General features: G+C 70.8%; 17 protein-coding genes. 16 read left to right on the forward strand and 1 reads right to left on the reverse strand.

Annotated elements, in window-relative coordinates; genetic code table 11:
* Positions 1-117: 117 nt before the first annotated feature.
* The 6 genes from infB to SROS_RS10255 all read left to right on the forward strand — a co-directional run bounded on the left by infB (position 118) and on the right by SROS_RS10255 (position 7,699).
* The gene (infB, locus tag SROS_RS45850) at positions 118-3,273 is read left to right on the forward strand and encodes a translation initiation factor IF-2 (protein WP_012888846.1); all 3,156 of its coding nucleotides are present in this window, start codon (positions 118-120) and stop codon (positions 3,271-3,273) included.
* A 124-nt stretch (positions 3,274-3,397) separates the two neighbouring features.
* The gene (locus SROS_RS10235; RefSeq protein ID WP_012888847.1) at positions 3,398-3,697 is read left to right on the forward strand and encodes a DUF503 domain-containing protein; all 300 of its coding nucleotides are present in this window, start codon (positions 3,398-3,400) and stop codon (positions 3,695-3,697) included.
* Between the two features lie 69 nt (positions 3,698-3,766).
* Positions 3,767-4,249 carry a 30S ribosome-binding factor RbfA gene (rbfA, locus tag SROS_RS10240; RefSeq protein ID WP_012888848.1) on the forward strand — a complete coding sequence of 161 codons (483 nt, stop codon included), beginning with the start codon at positions 3,767-3,769 and terminating at the stop codon, positions 4,247-4,249.
* Positions 4,246-5,244: a DHH family phosphoesterase gene (locus SROS_RS10245; RefSeq protein ID WP_012888849.1), complete on the forward strand. Its 999-nt coding sequence runs from the start codon at positions 4,246-4,248 to the stop codon at positions 5,242-5,244. Before rbfA ends, SROS_RS10245 begins: the two co-directional genes overlap by 4 nt.
* Before the next feature lie 82 nt (positions 5,245-5,326).
* Entirely contained in the window at positions 5,327-6,226 is a 900-nt protein-coding gene (gene truB / locus SROS_RS10250; RefSeq protein ID WP_012888850.1) for a tRNA pseudouridine(55) synthase TruB, read from the forward strand.
* 75 nt (positions 6,227-6,301) lie between these two features.
* Positions 6,302-7,699 carry a leucyl aminopeptidase gene (locus tag SROS_RS10255; protein WP_012888851.1) on the forward strand — a complete coding sequence of 466 codons (1,398 nt, stop codon included), beginning with the start codon at positions 6,302-6,304 and terminating at the stop codon, positions 7,697-7,699.
* 54 nt (positions 7,700-7,753) lie between these two features.
* Here SROS_RS10255 and SROS_RS10260 read toward each other — a convergent pair whose 3' ends face one another.
* Positions 7,754-8,566, reverse strand: coding sequence for a FadR/GntR family transcriptional regulator (locus SROS_RS10260; protein ID WP_218919827.1), 813 nt, complete (start codon positions 8,564-8,566; stop codon positions 7,754-7,756).
* A 133-nt stretch (positions 8,567-8,699) separates the two neighbouring features.
* Here SROS_RS10260 and SROS_RS10265 point away from each other — a divergent pair, with 133 nt between their 5' ends.
* The 10 genes from SROS_RS10265 (at position 8,700) to SROS_RS10310 (ending at position 20,979) form a co-directional block, all read left to right on the forward strand.
* Positions 8,700-9,602 carry a proline iminopeptidase-family hydrolase gene (locus SROS_RS10265; protein WP_012888853.1) on the forward strand — a complete coding sequence of 301 codons (903 nt, stop codon included), beginning with the start codon at positions 8,700-8,702 and terminating at the stop codon, positions 9,600-9,602.
* Between the two features lie 7 nt (positions 9,603-9,609).
* Positions 9,610-11,310: an ABC transporter substrate-binding protein gene (locus SROS_RS10270; RefSeq protein ID WP_012888854.1), complete on the forward strand. Its 1,701-nt coding sequence runs from the start codon at positions 9,610-9,612 to the stop codon at positions 11,308-11,310.
* Positions 11,311-11,319: 9 nt separating this feature from the next.
* On the forward strand, positions 11,320-12,351 hold the full coding sequence (locus tag SROS_RS10275) for an ABC transporter permease (protein ID WP_012888855.1): 1,032 nt from the start codon (positions 11,320-11,322) through the stop codon (positions 12,349-12,351).
* Entirely contained in the window at positions 12,351-13,319 is a 969-nt protein-coding gene (locus SROS_RS10280; protein ID WP_012888856.1) for an ABC transporter permease, read from the forward strand. Before SROS_RS10275 ends, SROS_RS10280 begins: the two co-directional genes overlap by 1 nt.
* Positions 13,312-14,358 carry an ABC transporter ATP-binding protein gene (locus SROS_RS10285; RefSeq protein ID WP_012888857.1) on the forward strand — a complete coding sequence of 349 codons (1,047 nt, stop codon included), beginning with the start codon at positions 13,312-13,314 and terminating at the stop codon, positions 14,356-14,358. The genes SROS_RS10280 and SROS_RS10285 overlap by 8 nt, the downstream gene beginning before the upstream one ends.
* 7 nt (positions 14,359-14,365) lie before the next feature.
* Entirely contained in the window at positions 14,366-15,382 is a 1,017-nt protein-coding gene (locus tag SROS_RS10290; RefSeq protein ID WP_245564600.1) for an ABC transporter ATP-binding protein, read from the forward strand.
* Positions 15,383-15,414: 32 nt separating this feature from the next.
* Positions 15,415-16,368 (forward strand): bifunctional riboflavin kinase/FAD synthetase, encoded by a 954-nt coding sequence (locus tag SROS_RS10295; RefSeq protein ID WP_012888859.1) that lies wholly within the window; start codon positions 15,415-15,417, stop codon positions 16,366-16,368.
* A gap of 392 nt (positions 16,369-16,760) precedes the next feature.
* Entirely contained in the window at positions 16,761-17,030 is a 270-nt protein-coding gene (rpsO, locus tag SROS_RS10300) for a 30S ribosomal protein S15 (protein ID WP_012888860.1), read from the forward strand.
* Positions 17,031-17,347: 317 nt separating this feature from the next.
* The gene (locus SROS_RS10305; protein ID WP_012888861.1) at positions 17,348-19,669 is read left to right on the forward strand and encodes a polyribonucleotide nucleotidyltransferase; all 2,322 of its coding nucleotides are present in this window, start codon (positions 17,348-17,350) and stop codon (positions 19,667-19,669) included.
* A complete protein-coding gene (locus SROS_RS10310; protein WP_012888862.1) occupies positions 19,669-20,979 on the forward strand; it encodes a M16 family metallopeptidase in 1,311 nt (436 codons plus the stop codon). The genes SROS_RS10305 and SROS_RS10310 overlap by 1 nt, the downstream gene beginning before the upstream one ends.
* The last annotated feature ends 36 nt before the right edge of the window (positions 20,980-21,015 follow it).

Raw genomic sequence — 21,015 nt, forward strand, 5'->3', positions numbered from 1 at the left:
CGCCGAGTTGATGGGCTGGTCAGATAGCTATGAGCGCCTGATGAGCATGCGGCGATGAGTACGTCTACGTAACGACGGTCCGGCGGCACTGCCTCCCGGGCCGAGTAAGGGAGTGCAGTGGCGAAGGTCCGGGTATACGAGCTCGCCAAGGAGTTCGGTGTGGAGAGCAAGGTCGTCATGGCCAAGCTCCAGGAGATGGGCGAGTTCGTGCGTTCGGCGTCCTCGACTATCGAAGCACCGGTAGTCCGCAGGCTCACGGAAGCTTTGGGCGGTCCCCCCAGGGGATCGTCCGACAGGGGTGGCAACAGGTCACCCAGGCCGCCGCAGGCGGCCCCCCGGCCGGCTGACAGCCAGGCCGGAAACGGTGCCCCCGCGGCGCCGTCCTCGATTCCCAAGCCGGGACCGGCCCCCAAGCCGGGTCCGAGGCCTGGGCCCGCAGCGGCACGTCCCGCGGCCCCCGCGCCGCAGGCCCCGCCGCCCGCGGCGCCCCAGCCCCAGCAGGCTCCGCAGCAACCGCAGCAGCAGCAGCCCTCACCGGTTCAGCCGCCGCGCTTCGAGGCCCCCCGCTCCGACGCGGGACGCCCCGCGGGTCCCGGCCCCAAGCCGGGTCCTCGCCCGGCTCCGCGTCCGGGTCCGGCGGCCCGTCCCGAGGCCGCGCGTCCGGAGGGCCGTCCCTCCGGCGGTCCGGGCGGAGCCCCCTCGGGTCCCCGCCCCGGTGCCGGTGCTCCCGGCGCTCCCGGCCCCAAGCCGGGTCCGCGTCCGGGCCCGCGTGGGCCGCGTCCCGGCAACAACCCGTTCTCGTCGAACGCCAGCGGCATGGGCCAGGCCCGTCCGCCGCGTCCCGGCGGTCCCGGCGGCCGTGAAGGTGGCCCCGGTGACAGGGGTCCGCGTCCCGGTCCCCGCGAGGACCGCGGTCCCCGCGAGCAGGGGCAGCGTGACAACGCCGGTCCCCGTCCGCCCGCGGCCCGCTCCGGCCCGCCCGGTGCGGCCGGTCCGCGTCCGGGTCCCGGTGCGGGTGGTCCCCGTCCCGGCGGTGGCGCCGGTGCCGGCGGTCCGCGTCCCGGTGGTCCCCGTCCCAGCCCGATGATGATGCCCCAGGGCCGTCCCGCCGGTCCCGGCGGCGGCGCGGGCCGTCCCGGCCCGGGTGGCGGCGCAGGCCGTCCCGGCGGCGGTGGCGGTCGTCCCGGTGGCGGCGGTGGCCGTCCCGGTGGTGGCGGCGGTTTCGCCGGTCGTCCCGGTGGTGGCGGCGGCGCAGGCCGTCCCGGCACCGGAACCGGTGGTCCCGGTGGTGGCGGCGGCGGTTTCGCCGGTCGTCCCGGTGGCGGCGGCCGTGGCCGCGGCGGCGGTACGGCGGGCGCCTTCGGACGTCCGGGCGGACGCCCGACCCGCGGTCGCAAGTCCAAGCGCCAGCGGCGTCAAGAGTTCGACAACATGCAGGCCCCGGCGATCGGTGGCGTGCAGGCTCCTCGCGGCAACGGTCAGACGATCCGTCTGTCGCGCGGTGCCTCCCTGGCGGACTTCGCCGACAAGATCGGCGCGATCCCGGCGTCCCTGGTGCAGATCATGCTGCACCTCGGCGAGATGGTGACCGCCACGCAGTCGGTCAACGAGGAGACGCTCCAGCTTCTGGCCGCCGAGCTCGACTACAACCTGCTTGTGGTCAGCCCGGAGGAGGAGGACCGCGAGCTTCTCGAGACCTTCGACATCGAGTTCGGCGAGGACGAGGGCGACGAGTCCGACCTCGTCGCGCGTCCGCCGGTGGTGACCGTCATGGGTCACGTCGACCACGGTAAGACCAAGCTGCTCGACGCCATCCGCAACACCAACGAGGTGGCGCGCGAGGCCGGTGGCATCACCCAGCACATCGGTGCCTACCAGATCGCCACCGAGCACGAGGGCGAAGACCGGAAGATCACCTTCATCGACACCCCGGGTCACGAGGCGTTCACCGCCATGCGTGCCCGTGGTGCCAAGGTCACCGACATCGCCGTCCTGGTGGTCGCGGCCGACGACGGTGTGAAGCCGCAGACCATCGAGGCGCTGAACCACGCCCAGGCGGCCGACGTGCCGATCGTGGTCGCGGTCAACAAGGTCGACAAGGAGGGCGCCGACCCGGGCAAGGTCCGGGCACAGCTCACCGAGTACGGCCTCGTCGCCGAGGAGTACGGCGGCACCACGATGTTCGTCGACATCTCCGCCAAGAACGGGATCGGCATCGAGAACCTGCTCGAGGCCATCCTGCTCACCGCGGACGCCGAGCTCGACCTGCGGGCCAACGCCACGATGGACGCCCAGGGCGTCGCCATCGAGGCGCACCTCGACAAGGGCCGCGGCCCGGTCGCGACCGTGCTGGTCCAGCGCGGCACGCTCCGTGTCGGCGACTCGATCGTCTGTGGCGAGGCCTTCGGCCGCGTCCGGGCGATGCTGGACGACAACGGCGAGGCGATTCAGGAAGCCGACCCGTCGCGTCCGGTGCTGGTCCTCGGTCTGACCGCGGTGCCGGGTGCCGGTGACAACTTCATCGTCGTCACCGACGACCGGATGGCGCGCCAGATCGCCCAGCAGCGTGCGGCCCGCAAGCGCATCGCGGACATGGCCAAGTCCGGCCGTCGCCGCACCCTCGAAGAGCTCTTCAGCGAGATGGAGAAGGGCCAGGTCGACGAGCTCAAGCTCATCATCAAGGGTGACGTCTCCGGTTCGGTCGAGGCCCTCGAGGACGCGCTGCTCAAGATCGACGTCGGTGAGGAGGTGCGCCTGCGGGTGCTCCACCGTGCCGTCGGTGCGATCACCGAGTACGACGTCAACCTGGCTGTCGCCGACGACAACGCCGTCATCATCGGTTTCAACGTGCGCCCCGAAGTCCGGGCGCGCGACCTGGCCGAGCGCGAGGGCGTCGACATCCGCTACTACTCGGTCATCTACCAGGCGATCGAGGAGATCGAGGCGGCCCTCAAGGGCATGCTCAAGCCGGAGTTCGAAGAGGTCCAGATGGGCACCGCCGAAGTCCGCGAGGTCTTCAAGGTGCCGAAGATCGGCAACATCGCCGGTGCGCTGGTCCGTTCGGGCACGATCGTCCGCAACAGCAAGGCCCGGATCATCCGTGGCGGTGTCGTCATCTCCGACAACCTCACCGTGTCCTCGCTGCGTCGCTTCAAGGAGGACGCGACCGAGGTCCGTGACGGTTACGAGTGCGGTATCGGTGTCGGCTACAACGACATCAAGATCGACGACGTCATCGAGACGTTCGAGATGCGGGAGAAGCCGCGCGTCTGATGCTCTGGTCCGGTGCCGGGGCCGCTCGCCGGCCGGAGACGTCCACCCCACGGGGTGGGCCCTCCGGCCGGAGGCGGCCCCGGCACCGCCGGCGCACGGCGACATCCGTGGCGAGTGACTCAATATGTACGTAGGTGCCCTGACAATGGACATCCTGCTCGGCGACGTTCACTCGCTGAAGCAGAAGCGCTCCGTGGTGCGTCCCATCATCGCCGAGGTGCAACGACGGTTCCCGGGTGTGGCCGTCGCCGAGACCGGCCATCTGGACCTGCACCGCCGTACCGAGATCGGGATCGCGGTCGTCTCCGCCACCGCCGCCAACTGCGGCGCGGTGCTGGACGACTGCGAGCGCCTGATCGCCTTCCACCCGGAGATCGAGCTGCTGTCCGCCCGGCATCGGCTCTACAACGAGGACGAGGACTAGTTACAGATACGACCGGTCGCGGAGCCGCCCTTCGTGTCCGGTCGTTACTGTGAGAAGGGGGGAGCGAATATGGACGCCGCGCGCGCACGTAAGATCGCCGATCGGATCCAGCAGGTCGTGGCCGAGATGCTGGAGCGCCGCATCAAGGATCCGCGGCTGGGTTTCGTGACCGTGACGGACACGCGGATCACCAATGACCTGAGCGAGGCCACGGTGTTCTACACCGTGTTCGGCTCGGAGGCGGAGCGGGCCGACTCCGCCACGGCGCTGGAGAGCGCCAAGGGACTGATCCGCTCGGAGGTGGGCCGCCAGACGGGCCTGCGCCACACCCCGACGCTGACGTTCACCCACGACCCGCTCCCTGACAGCGCCCGCCACCTCGACGGGCTGCTCGCCGAGGCGAAGGCCAGAGACGCCGAGATCGCCAAGCGGGCCGAGGGCGCGCAGCACGCCGGGGACGCGGACCCGTACCGCAAGCCCGACGAGGACGACGGCGAATTCGACGACAGCGACGACGAACCGTCAGAGCGCGCGGGACACCGCGCAAAGTGACGCCCGACCTGCCTGGCGGTGGCCCGGTCCCGGTCCGTGACTGGGACCGGGCCGTCGGCCTGATCTCGTCCGCCGACGAGATCGCGCTGGCCTGTCACATCTCGCCGGACGGTGACGCGCTCGGCTCGATGCTGGCCCTCGGCCTGGCACTGCGCGCGGCGGGCAAGCGGGTCACGGCCTCCTTCGGGGAACGCCGCTTCAGAGTGCCACGGCTACTGCGTTTCCTGCCCGGGCAGGAGCTCCTGGCCGAGCCCGGCGACTACCCGGCCGTGCCCGAGCTGATGATCACTTTCGACGTCCCCATCGTCGACCGGCTCGGCATGCTCGCCGGCAACGCGGTCAAGGCCCGCGAGCTGATCGTGGTGGACCATCACCCGTCCAACACCGGGTTCGGCACGCTCAACCTCGTCGACCCGGCCGCCGCGGCCACCGCGGTGCTCGCCGAGGAGCTGATCCGCCGGCTCGGCCTGCCGCTCGACCGGGCCATCGCGACCTGCCTGTACGCCGGGCTGGTCACCGACACGGGCTCGTTCCGGCACTCCTCCACCACTCCCGGGGTGCATCTCATGGCCGCGAGGCTGGTCGCCACCGGGCTGAACCCGGAGGAGATCGCCCGGGAGCTGTGGGACCGTTCCCCGTTCGGCTACCTCAGGGTGCTCGGCGCCGTCCTGGACCGGGTGACGCTGGAGCCGGAGGTGGGCGAGGGGCTGGTCTGGACGTTCGTCACCCGTGCCGACCGGGCGGCGTACGGCCTGCCGTACGACGAGGTGGAGGGGATCATCGACGTGATCCGGCGCACCGACGAGGCGGACATGGCCGTGATCCTCAAGGAGGACGACGACGGCGCCTGGCAGGTCTCCACCCGTTCCAAGGGCGCGGTGGACGTCTCCCGCATCGCCACCGCGCTGGGCGGCGGCGGGCACACCAAGGCGGCGGGCTTCACCTCCCATCTGCCCGTCGAGCAGACGATGGCGAGCCTCCGCGCACTCCTGTAGTCTTCGGCGCTCGCCTGTGGCGTCCGCGCCCTCTCGCGGGCGCCCTGTAATCTCCGCGCCCTCTCGTAGAAAGACTGTTCGAATGAGCACGGCTCGCGCCAAGCGCACCCCGCCGCCGAGCGGGCTGGTCATCGTCGACAAGCCCGCCGAGTGGACCTCGCACGACGTCGTCGGCAAGCTCCGCGGGATCGCGGGCACCCGCAGGGTCGGTCACGCGGGCACGCTGGACCCGATGGCCACCGGGGTGCTGGTGGTCGGGGTGGAGAAGGCCACCCGCCTCCTGGGGCATCTCGCGCTCACCGAGAAGGGCTACGACGCCACGATCCGGCTCGGGCAGTCCACCAACACCGACGACGCCGAGGGTGAGATCATCTCGGCCTCCTCGGCGGCAGGGGTCGCCGAGGAGGCGATCAGGAAGGGCGTCGCCGCCCTGACCGGCCAGATCATGCAGGTCCCGCCGCAGGTCAGCGCCATCAAGGTGAACGGCGAGCGCGCCTACAAGCGGGCCAGGGCGGGGGAGGAGGTCGAGCTCAAGGCGCGCCCGGTGACCGTGTCGGGCTTCGAGATCACCGGCATCCGCCGTGACGGCGACCTGATCGACGTCGACGCCTCGGTGACCTGTTCCAGCGGCACCTACATCCGCGCGCTGGCCCGTGACCTGGGGGCCGACCTGGGCACCGGCGGTCACCTGACCTACCTGCGCCGCACCCGCGTGGGGCCCTACGACCTGTCGATGGCGCGCACCATCGAGCAGCTCTCCGCCGAGTGCACGATCCTGCCGATGGCCGAGGCGGTCGCGGCGGCCTTCCCGCGCCGCGACGTGACCGCCGAGGAGGCGGGCGCCGTCGCGCACGGCGGGCGGCTGCCCTCGCTGGGGCTGGGCAAGGGCCCGATCGGCGTGTTCGGCCCGGACGGCACCCTGCTGGCGCTGGTCGAGGAGCACGGCAAGATCACCAAGTCGCTGGCGGTGTTCGTCTCCTGACCCGATGTTCGATGTGACATGGCAGTGCTTTAAGGTGCGTTAACCGGACCATTTAGCTCTGTTAGGAGTCGCCTCATGGAGGTCTCCCTCTCCCCCCTCCCCGCCGCCGAGATCGCCGCAGACCTGCTCGTCCTGCCGGTGCGCGAGGGGCACGACCCCGGACTCGGCCTGGGCGGCGTGCTCGGCCAGGTCAGGTTCACCGGCGGGGCCGGTCAGGACCTGCTGCTGCCCCGCCGGGACGGCGACGCCTTCCGCGCCGCGGCGGTCCTGCTGGTCGGGCTCGGCGACGCCGACGACGAGCACGCCGTACGGCGGGCGGTGGGCCGCGTCGCGCCCCGGCTCGCCGACTTCCCCACCGTGGCGATCGCCTTCCCCGACGTCCGGGCGGTCATCGAGGGCGTGCGGCTGGGCGGCTACCGGTTCGACGGCTACAAGAGCGAGCCGCGCGGGCGGGCCTTCCGCGAACTGGTCATCCTGGCCGGTGAGGACCCCGAGGGGGTCGCGCGGGCCGGGATCGTCGCCGACGCGGTGACGTTCGCCCGCGACCTGGTCAACACCCCGGCCGGCGACCTGGTCCCGATGGACCTGGCCGAGCGGGCGCGGGCGATGGCCGAGGCGTGCGGGCTGGGCGTGCGGGTGCTGGACGCCGGCGCGCTCCGCGAGGGCGGCTTCGGCGGCATCCTCGGCGTCGGCGCGGCCAGCGCGAACCCGCCCTGCCTGATCGAGGTGAGCCACCCCGGTGACGGCGTGAGCGGCAGGGTGGGCCTGGCGGGCAAGGGCATCACCTTCGACTCCGGCGGTCTCGCCATCAAGGGCCTCGGGGCGATGTCCACCATGAAATGCGACATGGCGGGCGGCGCGACCATGCTCGCGGTCGTCCAGGCCGCAGCCCGGCTGGGGCTGCCGGTGGGGGTCACCGCGGTGGTGCCCGCCGCCGAGAACATGGTCAGCGGCTCCGCGACCCGGCCCGGGGACGTTCTCACGCACCGCAACGGGCGGACCACCGAGGTGACCGACACCGACAGCGAGGGCCGCCTGGTGCTGGCCGACGCGCTCGCCTACCTGGCTGAGGGCTCTCCGGACGTGCTGATCGACGCGGCCACGCTGACCTACTCGGTGATGCACGCCCTAGGCGAGGACATCACCGGGGTGATCGGCAGCGACCGGGGACTGGTCGGCGAGCTGATCGCGGCCGGCGCGCGGGCCGGTGAGCCGATGTGGGAGCTGCCGCTCTGGGAGCCGTACGCCGCCCGGCTCGAATCCGAGATGGCCGACGCGAAGAACGAGGGCGGCAGCCTGGCCGACGCGACGATCGCCGCGCTGTTCCTGCGGCCGTTCACCGCCGGGCTGCCCTGGGCCCACCTGGACTTCGCCACGACCGCCTACCTGGACAGGGCCACCGACCTGGGCCCGGCGGGGGCGACGGGGGCGATGGTCCGCACGCTGATCGGCTACCTGGAGAGCCGCTCCTAGACGGAGGCGTCCGGGCGGCCCGTTTCCGGGGCTGCCCGGCCTCGCCGGGCGGGGTTACCTGGCGGCCCGCTCCTGGGCGCGTTCGAGCATGGCGCGCATCATGTCGGAGGTGAGCGTGAAGTGCTCCTCCGCCAGCGAGCCCGCCTGCTCGGCGTCGCGGGCCGCGATCGCTTCGTAGATCTTCCGGTGTTCGATCAGCGCCCGCTGGTAGTCCTCCGGGTCGTCCTCCCCGTACGGTTCGACGGGGAATCCGAGGCTCACCCGCATCAGCATGTCCCTGCTGAGCGCGCTGATCTTCGGGTTGCCCGTCGCGGCCAGCACGGCGCCGTGGAAGGCCGCGTCGGCGGCCTGCTCCTGGCCCAGCGTGCGGGCCTGCGCGTAGCCGTCCAGCGCCACGCGCATGGCCGCCAGGTCCTCGTCGGTACGGCGGAGCGCGGCGGTCCGCGCCACCAGCCCCTCCACCAGGCACCGCAGGTCGAACAGCTGCTCCAGCTCGGGCCAGCGGGGCAGGAGCGTCCGGCGGACGGCGGAGGCCGTGGCCTCGGTCCAGCTCGTCCTGACGTAGGCGCCGCCGGTCCGGCCGCGCTTGATCTCCACGATGCCCACCGCCTGGAGCCGGCCGATGGCCTCGCGGACCGTCGCGCGGCTCACGTCGAGGATCGTGGCCAGCTCGCGCTCCCCGGGGAGGCGTTCGCCGGGCAGGTAGTCGCCTATCGCGACGGCGGTCATCAGCCGGTCTGCCACCTCCGTGGCCACCGACTGCACCTTGACGGGGCTGAGCACGGAGGACTGGGCGGTGTCGCCCAGCACCTGCCCCAGCATGCGGGATAGATCGTCGGTTGTCGGGGGTGTCGTGTCGGGGTGCACACCCGGAACGTTACACAACCACGCGTTTCCAAAAAAGGTATTGTGCTCAGGCCATTAATCCATAAGATGTCCACAACACGGACATTCGTCTCATCTGGTGGCATGTGCCCCACTTGTTATATGGAGGACTGCGGTGGCGATCCCCGAACCGACCACCCAGGGCCTGGCCCCCTTCAAGGACTGGCATACCTGGTACCGCGTCACGGGCGACCTGAACGCGGACAAGGCCCCCCTCGTCGTGCTGCACGGCGGCCCCGGCGCGGCCCACGACTACACGCTGCGCATGGCGCGGCTGGCCGAGCGGGACCGGGCGGTCGTCCACTACGACCAGCTCGGCGTGGGACTCTCCACCCACCTGCCCGAGCGCGGCGCCGACTTCTGGACCGTCGGGCTCTTCCTCGACGAGCTGGACAACCTGCTCGCCCACCTCGGCATCGCGGGCCGCTACCACCTGATCGGCCAGTCCTGGGGCGGCATGCTGGCCGCCGAGCACGCCGTACTGCGGCCCGAGGGCCTCAAGGGCCTGGTCATCGCCGACTCGCCCGCCTCGATGAAGCTCTGGCGCGAGGAGTGCGACCGGCTGCGCTCCGAGCTCCCGGCCGAGGTCGAGCGGACGCTCCGCGAGCACGAGGCCGCCGGGACCACCGACAGCCCCGAGTACCGCGCGGCGGAGAAGGTGTTCAACGCCCGCCACGTCTGCATGATCGTTCCCAATCCGCCGGAGGTCCTGGCCAGCGACGCCAAGACCGCCGAGGACCCGACCGTGTACCACACGATGAACGGGCCGACCGAGTTCCACGTCGTCGGCACCCTGCAGGACTGGTCGGTCACCGACCGGCTGCACCAGGTGACCGCCCCGACCCTGCTCGTCTCCGGGCGGCACGACGAGGCCACCCCTCGCACCGTGCAGCCCTTCGCGGACCACATCCCCGACGTCCGATGGCAGATCTTCGAGCACTCCAGCCACATGCCGCACATCGAGGAAGAGGAGCTCTTCCTGCAGGTGGTCGGCTCATTCCTCGACTCCACGGACTAGGACCCCCATGAAGCGCAACCTCCCGATCGCAGCGGGCGCGGCCCTGCTCGCCCTGTCGGTCTCCGCCTGTTCCGGCACCTCCTCCCCGGCGGAGCCCGCCGGATCCGCCGGGACGGCCGGCTCCTCCCAGGCGAGCCCCGCGGGATTCCAGGAGCAGCACAAGGGCGGCACGCTCCGCCTGCAGGCCAAGTCCGGCGACGGCACGCTCGACCCGCACATCAACTACAGCAACGGCAACTGGCAGATCTTCCAGGCCATGTACGACGGCCTGCTGGCCTTCAAGAAGGTCGGCGGCGAGGCCTCCTACGACCTGGTCCCGGACCTGGCCGAGGCCATGCCCGAGGTCAGCCCGGACGGTAAGTCCTACACCTTCACCCTCCGCAAGGGCGTGAAGTTCGCCGGCGGCGGCGAGGTCACCGCCGACGACGTGGTGGCCTCCTTCGAGCGGATCTACAAGGTCTCCGGGCCCACCTCCGGCACCTTCTACGCCGGGATCGTCGGCGCCGCCGCCTGCGTCAAGAAGCCCAAGGAGTGCACGCTCGACAAGGGCGTCGTCGCCGACAAGGCCAAGAACACGGTCACGATCAACCTGGTCGAGCCGGACTCGGAGTTCCCGCTCAAGCTCGCCCTGCCGCACGCGGCCGTCCTGCCGAAGGACACCCCGGACAAGGACCAGGGCACCAAGCCGATCGGCGGCACCGGACCTTACATGGCGGTCTCCTACGACCCCAACAAGGAGCTCAAGCTCGTCCGCAACCCCGACTTCACCGAGTGGTCGCGCGAGGCGCAGCCGCAGGGCTACCCGGACGAGATCGTCTACTCCTACGGCCTCACCGCCGAGGCCGCGGTCACCGCGGTCCAGAACGGCCAGGCTGACTGGATCTTCGACCCGCTGCCCGCCGACCGGCTCAGCGAGATCGGCACCAAGTACGCCTCCCAGGCGCACGTGAACCAGCTGTCGGCCTTCTGGTACCTGCCGCTCAACACCAACCTGGCGCCGTTCGACAAGCCCGAGGCCCGCCAGGCGCTCAACTGGGCGATCGACCGCCAGGCCGTGGTGAAGATGTTCGGCGGCGCCAACGTGGCCCAGCCCGCCTGCACGCTCCTGCCGCCCGGCATCCCCGGCCACGCCGACTTCTGCGACTTCCCCCGGCCGGACCTGGCCAAGGCGAAGGACCTCGTCCAGCAGTCGGGCACCGCGGGCCAGGAGGTCGCCGTCGTCGTCTCCGACGACGAGGTGAGCAAGCAGATCGGCGAGTACGTCCGCAGCACCCTGGAGCAGATCGGCTACCAGGCCAAGCTCAAGGTCATCTCGACGAACATCCACTTCACCTACATCCAGAACGACAAGAACAAGGTCCAGGTCAGCGTCTCCCAGTGGTACGCCGACTACCCCGCCGCCTCGGACTTCCTGCACGTGCTGCTCTCCTGCGCGTCCTTCCGTCCGGGCAGCGACTCCAGCATCAACATCTCCGGCTACTGCGACAAGGACATCGACGCCCGGATGGCCGAGGCCATGACGCTGGACCGTACCGACAAGGACGCCGCGAACGCCAAGTGGGGCGAGATCGACCGCGACCTGACCAAGGCGAGCCCGATCATCCCGCTGTTCACCCCCAAGCAGGTGGACTTCGTCTCCAGCAGGGTCGGCAACTACCAGTTCCACAAGCAGTTCTTCATGCTCGTCTCCCAGCTCTGGGTCAAGTAGGTGAGCACGGTGAGCGGGGCCGAGCCCGTCCCTGCCGTCGCCGCCCCGGTCCGGCACGGCGCCGGGCCGTGGCGGCAGGCCGCAACCCGGATCCTGCGCAACCGCTCCGCGATGACCGCCGGGGCCGGGCTGCTCCTCATCGCGCTCGTCTGCCTGCTGGCCCCGGTCTACGCGGGTTCGATCGCGCACACCGACCCGTTCGTCTCCAACATCTCCGGCACCACGGTCGTGGGCGGCCAGGAGGTCCAGGTCCTCCAGCAGAGCACCGAGGGCCTTGGCCTGGGCGTCACCCCGATCGGCCCGACCGGCGACCCCGGCCACTACCTGCTCGGCGCGGACAACCAGGGCCGCGACGTCATGGCCAGGCTCCTGTACGGCGGGCGCAACAGCCTGCTGATCGGCGTCTCCTCGGCGCTGCTCTGCTGCGCGCTGGCCACCGTGCTCGGCGTGGTCGCCGGTTACTTCGGCGGCTGGATCGACGCGGTGCTCTCCCGGTTCTTCGACGTGATCTGGGCCTTCCCGGTCTACCTGCTGGCCATCTGCCTGTCGGTGGTGCTGCTCACCAGCGGCCTGCACCTGGGGCCGGTCCACATCGACGCGGGCAGCCTCGCGCTGCCGATCGTCATCATCGCGCTGATCTACGTCCCCTACGTGGCCCGCCCGCTGCGCGGCCAGGTCATGGCGCTGCGCGACAAGGAGTTCCTGCACGCGGCCGTCGGCCTGGGCGCGAGCGACCTGCGGATCATGCGCCGTGAGGTGCTGCCGAACATCATGCCCACGGTGGTGGTCTTCCTGCCGCTGATGACCGCGCTCAACATGCTCACCGAGTCGGCGCTGTCGTTCCTGTCGGTCGGCGTCCAGTCGCCCGACGCGAGCTGGGGCACGATCATCAACGACGGCCTCGCCCTGCTCTACACCCGTCCGATGATCACCATCGCCGCGGGACTGTTCGTCGCGCTGACCGCGGTCGCGCTCAACGTCTTCGGCGACGGCGTGCGCGACGCGCTCGACCCGAACGCCCGGCTGCGGGGAGGCGCCTGATGATCGGCTACATCCTGCGGCGCTTCGGCGCCGCGGTGCTCGTCCTCTTCGCGATCAGCGTGCTGGTATTCCTGATCTTCTTCGCCACTCCGGGCGTGGACCCGGCGGCCCGCATCGCGGGCAAGAACGCCGACCCGGCCACGCTGGAGCAGGTGCGCGCCTCGTTCGGCTTCGACCAGCCGCTGCCCGTGCAGTACCTGATGATGATGAAGCACCTGTTCGTCAGCCACGACCTCACCTCGTTCGTGAACCGGGGCACGCTGGTCATCCCGCAGATCATGGACGCGGTCCCGGTCACGCTCTCGCTCGTCGTGGGCGCCGCGGTGATCTGGATGGTGCTGGGCGTGGCGATGGGCACTCTCGCCGGAGCCATGCGCGGCACGCTGGTCGACCCGCTGGTCATGCTGCTCGGCGTCTTCGGCGTCTCGCTGCCGGTCTACTGGCTGGGCGAGGTGGTCAACCTGATCACCCAGAAGGAGTTGCACGACTCGGTCTTCTCCTGGGTCCCGCCGCTCGGCTACGTCCCGTTCTCGCAGAGCCCGGGACAGTGGGCGCTGCACCTGCTCCTGCCCTGGCTCACCCTGGCCCTGCTGTACGCGGGGATCTACGCCAGGCTGCTGCGCGGCGAGCTGATCCAGGCGCTGAACGAGGACTACGTGCGCACCGCCCGCGCCAAGGGCCTGTCCGAACGGCGCATCCTGATCAGGCACGCCCTGCGCTGCTCGCTGATCCCGATCGTGTCGCTGTTCGGCCTGGACTTCGGCGCCCTCGTCGGCGGCGCGGCGCTGCTCACCGAGGTGGTCTTCGGCCTGCCGGGCGTCGGCAAGCTCACCTACCAGGCGCTGCAGAACCTCGACCTGCCCGTGATCATGGGCACGGTCCTCTACGCCGCCTTCTTCGTCGTGCTGGCCAACGCCGTGGTGGACGTCCTGTACGCCCGGCTCGACCCGAGGGTGCGCCGTGCCTGACCAACCACTTCTCGAAGTCACCGATCTGCGGGTGCGCTTCCGCACCGGCAGGGGCCATTTCACGGCCGTCGACGGACTGTCCTTCTCCGTGCGGCCCGGCGAGGTGCTGGGCGTCGTGGGGGAGTCGGGCTCGGGCAAGAGCGTGTCGATGCTCGGCGTGCTCGGGCTGATCCGCACCCCCAACGCGGAGATCTCCGGGAAGGTCGTCTTCCGCGGCCGGGATCTGCTGGCCCTGAAGGACCGGGAGATGCGGGCCGTCCGGGGGCGGGAGATCGCCATGATCTTCCAGGACCCGATGACCGCCCTCACCCCCGTCTACACGGTCGGCTGGCAGATCGCCGAGCAGATCCGCGCCCACGAGAGGATCTCCAAGAGGGAGGCCCGCGACCGCGCGGTCAGGCTGCTCGACGAGGTCGGCATCCCGGCCCCCGGCAAGCGGGTGGACTCCTACCCGCACGAGTTCTCCGGCGGCATGCGCCAGCGCGTGGTCATCGCCATGGCGCTGTCGTGCAACCCCGGGCTGCTGATCGCCGACGAGCCCACCACCGCGCTCGACGTGACCACCCAGGCGCAGATCCTCGACCTGATGCGCCGCCTGCGCACCGACCACGGCTCGGCGATCGTCATGATCACCCATGACATGGGCGTGGTCTCGGAGATCGCCGACGAGGTCCTGGTCATGTACGGCGGGCGGGCGGTCGAGCGGGGTGTCCGCAGGGACGTCTTCCACGCCCCCCGCCACCCCTACACCTGGGGACTGCTCGACTCGGTGCCCCGGGTGGGCGGCCCGCGCGTCCGGCGGCTGCCCACGATCCCGGGCGCCCCCGGCGCCTCGGACGGCGGCTGCCCCTTCGCCGACCGCTGTATCCACCGCCACGCGGCCTGCGACGAGGTCCCCTCCCTCACCGGCGGGTCCGGACACCTCGACGCCTGCTGGCTGCCCGCGGAGGGCAGGGAGCGGATCCGGCGCGGCGACCGGAGCGGCCCGGAGGCGTCCCCGGCACGACAGAGCGCCCGCGCGGCGGATGAGGAGCGGTGAGCAACCCGTGAACACAACGGACACGACGACGGGCCCCCTGCTCAGGGCCACCGACGTGGTCAAGCACTTCAAGGCGCGCGGCGGCCGCGGCGTGCAGGCCGTCAACGGGGTCTCGCTGGAGGTCCGCGCCGGGGAGACCCTCGGGGTGGTCGGCGAGTCCGGGTGCGGCAAGTCCACGCTCGGCCGCTGCCTGGTCCGGCTGACCGACGTCACCGCGGGCAGGGTGGAGTTCGACGGGCAGGACATCACCGGCCTGTCCCGCCGTGCTCTCCGCCCGGTCCGCAAGGGCCTGCAGCTCGTCTTCCAGGACCCCTACGCCTCGCTCAACCCGCGCCGCACGGCCGGCGACGCCGTCGCCGAGCCGCTCAGGATCCACGGGTACGGCGACGCCGGCGCGATCAGGAACCGGGTCGGTGAGCTGTTCGACCTGGTCGGCCTGGCCAGGACCCACCTGGACCGCTACCCCCACGAGTTCTCCGGCGGCCAGCGCCAGCGGATCGGCATCGCCAGGGCCATCGCCCTGTCGCCCCGGCTCGTGGTGGCCGACGAGCCGGTCTCCGCGCTCGACGTGTCGGTCCAGGCCCAGGTGCTCAACCTCTTCGCCGACCTCCAGGAGGAGCTCGGGCTCACCTACGTCTTCATCGCGCACGACCTGGGCGTGGTGCGGCACGTGTCGGACCGGATCGCGGTGATGTACCTCGGGGAGATCGTCGAGGTGGCCGAGGCCGAGGCCCTGTACGCGGCTCCCTCGCACCCCTACACCCACGCGCTGCTGTCGGCCGTCCCCGAGATCGACGACGGCTCCGGAGCGCCGCGCCGCGAGCGCGTCGTGCTGACCGGCGACGTGCCCAGCCCGATCGACCGGCCCACCGGCTGCTCCTTCCACCCGCGCTGCCCGATCGCCCAGGAGCGCTGCCGTACCGAACGTCCCGCGCTGAGCCTCGTCGGCGGACGTCAGGTGGCCTGTCACTTTCCAATGCGCTCCCCGATTGGAGAGATGGCCCGGGAGCATGGCAGGCTTTAGGGGTCGATCCGCTACAAGGGGAAGAGGCTGCGGTGCGAGGCTGGCACGGATTGGACGACGTGCCCGAAGACTGGGGCAGGTCCGTCATAACGATCGGCGTCTTCGACGGGGTTCACCGCGGCCATCAGCAGATGGTTGCCCGTGCTGTCGCGATGGCCGACGAGCTCGGACTGCTCTCGGTCGTGGTGACCTTCGACCCGCACCCGGAGGAGGTGGTGCGGCCCGGCACGCACCCGCCCCGGCTGACGACCGCCCGGCACCGCACGGAGCTGCTCGCCGCCCTCGGCGTCGACGCGGTGTGCGTGCTGCCGTTCACGCTGGAGTTCTCCCGGATGAGCCCGGACGAGTTCGTGCAGACGGTGCTGGTCGACCGGCTGCACGCGGGCGGGGTCGTGGTGGGGGAGAACTTCCGCTTCGGGCACAAGGCCTCCGGTGACGTCGAGACCCTGCAGACCCTCGGGGAGAAGTACGACTTCGTGGCGGAGGCGGTCCCGCTGGTGAGCAACGGGGAGACCATCTCCTCCACCCTCATCCGCGAGCGTCTGGCCGCCGGGGACATGGAGGCCGTGGCCGCGGCGCTCGGCCGGCCGCACCGGGTCGAGGGCGTGGTCGTCCGCGGTTACCAGCGCGGCCGCCAGCTCGGCTTCCCGACGGCCAACGTGGAGTCGCCCGACTTCACCGCGATCCCCGCCGACGGCGTCTACGCCGGCTGGCTGCAGGGCATCCCGACGGGCAACCTGCCGGCCGTCTACGGCGGCGAGCGCTGGCCCGCCGCCATCTCGGTGGGCACCAATCCCACCTTCGAGGGGGTGCCGCGCACCGTCGAGGCCTACGCGCTCGACCGCGACGACCTGGACCTCTACGGCGCACACATGGCCGTGGACTTCGGGCCCCGGCTCCGCGGCAACGTCAAGTTCGACTCGATCGAGGCGCTCGTCGACCAGATACGCGCCGACGTCGACGAGGCCCGCCGCCTGACCTCCTGACCTCCTGGCTTCCCGAGCTTCCGAGCGATGTGACCCGGCCGCGACCGGGCCTGGCCCGAGCCGGTCGACCGGGCCTTCACCGGCTCCCCCGACGGGGCTCCCCCCTGGGTGAGCACCCTGGCCATCGGCCTGCCCGGCGCGTTCACGGCAGCCCTGTCCGACGACGGACCCCATGATCGGCATCTACGCCATCGTCCACCGCGAGACCTGATCGCCTCCGCGGCGGGTCAGAGGATGTGCGGACGCGGGAGGGCTGATGGTAATCTGGCATGTCAGCTCTGTAACCGGCGGTGTCACAACCCCGGCGCTGATCTCGCCACGGCGACTGTAGGCACGCACGGTCGCTCGGGCAACTGAAAATCGCGCGTGCCCGTAGAAGTGCAAGGAGAGATGTGTCGCTCGACACCGCCGCAAAGAAGCAGATCATCGGTGAGTACGCCAAGGGTGAGACCGACACCGGTTCCCCCGAGGTGCAGATCGCGCTGCTGAGCAAGCGCATCAGCGAGCTCACCGAGCACCTGAAGACGCACAAGCACGACCACCACAGCCGCCGCGGTCTGCTGCTGCTCGTCGGTCGCCGCCGTCGTCTGCTCAAGTACCTGCAGAGCAAGGACATCGCGCGTTACCGTTCGCTCATCGAGCGGCTCGGCCTGCGCCGATAGAGTTGTGAGGGAGCGGCGTCCGCGCCGCTCCCTCATCTCATATGGACGGGTGTCGGCGCGTCGCGCCACGGAGACGCCGTCCCAGTGAGCAAACTGAATAGCCGAGACAGTGCCCCGCGTCCGCCAGCAAGCGCGCCCCACGGCGTCGGAGGGCCGGTCCTCGGTAGTGGCCCCCGGTCATCATGGCGTAAGCCGTACGGAACCGGGCGCTTCGATCGAAGACCGGCGCTGCACCTACGGGGAGCAGGCAACAAGACGACTCAGGCACGGAACGCGTGCCTGAGTGGACGCGGGCGACCTACCAAAGGAGGTCCCCCGTGGAGGGTGTCCACAGCAGTGAAGCCGTCATCGACAACGGCTCTTTCGGTACGCGTACCATCCGGTTCGAGACCGGGCGGCTCGCGCGCCAGGCGGCGGGTTCCGCCGTCGTCTACCTGGACGACGAGACGATGGTCCTCTCCGCGACCACCGCTTCCAAGAATCCCAAGGAGAACCTCGACTTCTTCCCCCTCACGGTGGACGTCGAGGAGCGGATGTACGCCGCGGGCCGCATCCCCGGCTCGTTCTTCCGCCGTGAGGGCCGTCCCTCCGAGGACGCCATCCTCACCTGCCGCCTGATCGACCGGCCGCTGCGCCCGTCGTTCGTCAAGGGCCTGCGCAACGAGATCCAGGTCGTCGCGACGATCATGGCGCTCAACCCCGACCACCTGTACGACGTGGTCGCGATCAACGCCGCGTCCCTGTCCACCCAGCTCGCCGGGCTGCCCTTCTCCGGCCCGATCGGCGGCGTCCGCGTCGCGCTGATCGAGGGCCAGTGGGTGGCCTTCCCGACCCACTCGGAGCTGGCGAACGCCACCTTCGACATGGTGGTCGCCGGGCGCGTCCTGGAGGACGGCGACGTCGCGATCATGATGGTCGAGGCCGAGTCCACCCGTGACACGCTCAAGCTCGTCGCCGACGGCGCCGTGGCGCCGACCGAGGAGACCGTGGCCCAGGGCCTGGAGGCTTCCAAGCCGTTCATCAAGGTCCTGTGCGAGGCGCAGTCCAAGATCGCGAAGGTCGCGGCCAAGGCCACCGCCGAGTACCCGCTGTTCCTCGACTACCAGGACGACGTCCTGGAGGCCGTGACCGGCGCGGTCAAGAGCGAGCTCGCCGCGGCGCTGACCATCGCCGGCAAGCAGGAGCGCGAGACCGAGCTCGACCGCGTCAAGGCCCTGGCCCTGGAGAAGGTCGGCTCCGAGTTCGAGGGCCGTGAGAAGGAGATCAGCGCCGCGTTCCGCTCGCTGACCAAGAAGCTCATGCGCGAGCGGGTCATCTCCGAGGGCGTCCGCATCGACGGCCGCGGCGTCAAGGACATCCGGCAGCTCAACGCCGAGGTCCACGTCGTGCCCCGCGTGCACGGCTCGGCCCTGTTCGAGCGGGGCGAGACCCAGATCCTGGGCATCACCACGCTCAACATGCTCCGCATGGAGCAGATGATCGACACGCTCAACCCCGAGCGCACCAAGCGCTACATGCACAACTACAACTTCCCGCCCTACTCCACCGGTGAGACCGGCCGCGTGGGCTCGCCCAAGCGCCGCGAGATCGGCCACGGCGCGCTCGCCGAGCGGGCGCTCGTCCCGGTCCTGCCGGCCCGCGAGGAGTTCCCCTACGCGATCCGCCAGGTCTCCGAGGCGCTGGGCTCCAACGGCTCGACCTCCATGGGCTCGGTCTGCGCCTCGACCATGGCGCTGCTCGACGCGGGCGTCCCCCTCAAGGGCATCGTCGCGGGCATCGCGATGGGCCTGATCAACGAGGGCGACCAGTACGTCACGCTGACCGACATCCTCGGCGCCGAGGACGCCATGGGCGACATGGACTTCAAGGTCGCCGGCACCAAGGACGTCATCACCGCGCTCCAGCTCGACACCAAGCTCGACGGCATCCCCGCCTCGGTCCTGGCCGCCGCGCTGAAGCAGGCCAAGGGCGCCCGTCTGGCCATCATCGACGTGATGCAGGAGGCCATCGACTCCCCGGCGGAGATGAACGCGACGGCCCCGCGCATCATCACGATCAAGGTCCCGGTCGACAAGATCGGAGAGGTCATCGGCCCGAAGGGCAAGATGATCAACCAGATCCAGGACGACACCGGCGCCGAGATCACGATCGAGGACGACGGAACCATCTACATCGGCGCCACCGACGGCCCGTCCGCGGAGGCGGCCCGGTCGGCGATCAACGCCATCGCCAACCCGCACATGCCGGAGGTCGGAGAGCGCTACCTGGGCACGGTCGTCAAGATCGCCGCCTTCGGCGCCTTCATCTCCCTCATGCCGGGCAAGGACGGCCTCCTGCACGTCTCCCAGATCCGCAAGCTGCACGGCGGCAAGCGCATCGAGAACGTCGAGGACGTCATGAACGTCGGCGAGAAGGTCCAGGTGGAGATCGCCGAGATCGACTCGCGCGGCAAGCTCTCCCTGGTCCCCGTCGAGGTCATCGAGAAGGAGGCCGCGGCCAAGGCCGAGGGCGGCACTTCCGAGGAGGAGCCGGCCGCGCCCGCCGCCGCCGACGACCGTCCCCGCGAGGACCGGCCCCGCCGTACCCGCACCCGCACCAGCGGTGGCGGAAGCCGTGGGGGAGAAGACCGCAACTCGTGATGACCACCACTCTGCACCCCGGCAAGGACGGTGCCGGGGTCGTGCAGCGCACTGTCCTCCCCGGTGGGCTCCGGGTGGTGACCGAGTCCATGCCGACCGTGCGTTCCGTCGCGGTCGGCATGTGGGTCGGCATCGGATCGAGGGACGAGGCCCCCGAGCACATGGGGTCCTCGCACTTCCTTGAGCACCTGCTGTTCAAAGGCACTCCCACGCGGGACGCGCTGGAGATCTCCGCGGCGATCGAGGGCATCGGCGGTGAGATCAACGCCTTCACCGCCAAGGAGTACACCTGCTACTACGCGCGGGTCCTCGACGAGGACCTGCGGGTGGCGATCGACGTGCTCGCCGACGTGGTGACCTCCTCGCTGATCACCCCGGAGGACGTCGAGGCCGAGCGCGGCGTGATCCTGGAGGAGATCGCCATGCACGACGACGACCCCTCCGACATGGTGCACGAGCAGTTCTCCGCCGAGATGTACGGCGACACGCCCATCGGCCGGCCGATCCTCGGCACGGTCGACTCGATCAACGCCGCCAGCCGTGACCGGATCGCGGAGTACTACCGGCGCTACTACCTGCCGACGCACACCGTGGTGTCGGTGGCGGGCAACGTCAACCACGAGCAGGTCGTGGCGCTCGTCGCCGCGGCCTACGAGCGGGCCGGAGCCCTCGGCGGGGACGCCTCGCCGATCGCTCCGCGCGTCTCCGGCCCCGGCGCCGAGGCGCGTCCCGGAGTGCGGGTGGTTCACCGGCCGACCGAGCAGGCCAACCTGGTCCTCGGCACGACCGGTCTCACCCGCACCGACGAGCGCCGGTTCGCGCTCGGGGTGTTCAACGCGGCCCTGGGCGGCGGCATGTCCTCGCGGCTGTTCCAGGAGATCAGGGAGAAGAGGGGGCTGGCCTACTCCGCCTACTCCTACACCTCCTCCTACGCCGACACCGGGCAGTTCGGCATCTACGTCGGCTGCCTGCCGTCGAAGATCGACGACGTGCTGAAGATCTGCCGTGAGGAGGTCCTCCGGGTGGTCGCCGAAGGTATCACCGAGGAGGAGATCGTCCGCGGCAAGGGCCAGATGCGCGGCGGCCTCGTGCTCGGCCTGGAGGACACCGGCTCCCGGATGTCCAGGATCGGCAAGGGCGAGCTCGTCTACGACGAGCTGCTCTCGGTCGACGACGTCCTCGCCAGGATCGAGGCGGTGACCCCGGAGCAGATCTCCGAGGTCGCCCGTGACGTCCTCACCCGCCCGATGACCCTCGCGGTGATCGGCCCCTACGAGGACAAGGACTTCGGCTGGGTCGTCAACGGCTAGCCGTCCTGTCGTGAACGGCCCCGGCGTCCGCGCCGG

Origin of the sequence: Streptosporangium roseum DSM 43021 (assembly GCF_000024865.1) — a bacterium.
Lineage (GTDB): Bacteria > Actinomycetota > Actinomycetes > Streptosporangiales > Streptosporangiaceae > Streptosporangium > Streptosporangium roseum.